The sequence below is a fragment of the Salifodinibacter halophilus genome (genome assembly GCA_012999515.1).
In the GTDB taxonomy this organism is placed as follows: domain Bacteria; phylum Pseudomonadota; class Gammaproteobacteria; order Nevskiales; family Salinisphaeraceae; genus Salifodinibacter; species Salifodinibacter halophilus.
Genome location: JABEEB010000576.1, coordinates 1 through 245 on the forward strand (window position 1 = coordinate 1; position 245 = coordinate 245).

At 69.0% G+C, this 245-nt stretch carries 1 protein-coding gene; it reads left to right on the forward strand.

Features of this window, described 5'->3' with window-relative positions; all coding sequences use genetic code 11:
• Positions 1–245 (forward strand): DNA recombination protein RmuC (gene rmuC / locus HKX41_12890; GenBank protein NNC25031.1); only part of this gene is annotated, 245 nt, incomplete at both ends.

Consider the following 245-nt stretch of genomic DNA (forward strand, 5'->3'; position numbering starts at 1 on the left):
AGCCCGTCCACGCTGCTGTTCGTGGTGCGCACGATCAAGCACCTGTGGCGGCAGGAAGCGCAGAGCCGCAACGCGCAGGAGATCGCCAAGCGCGGCGCGCTGCTGTACGACAAGCTGGCCGCGTTCGTGGCCGATCTGGACAAAGCCGCGAGCCAGCTCGACGGCGCCCACAAGACGCTGGAGGCCGCGCGCGACAAGCTCGGCCGCGGAAAAGGCAACGCGATCCGCCAGGCCGAAATGCTGCG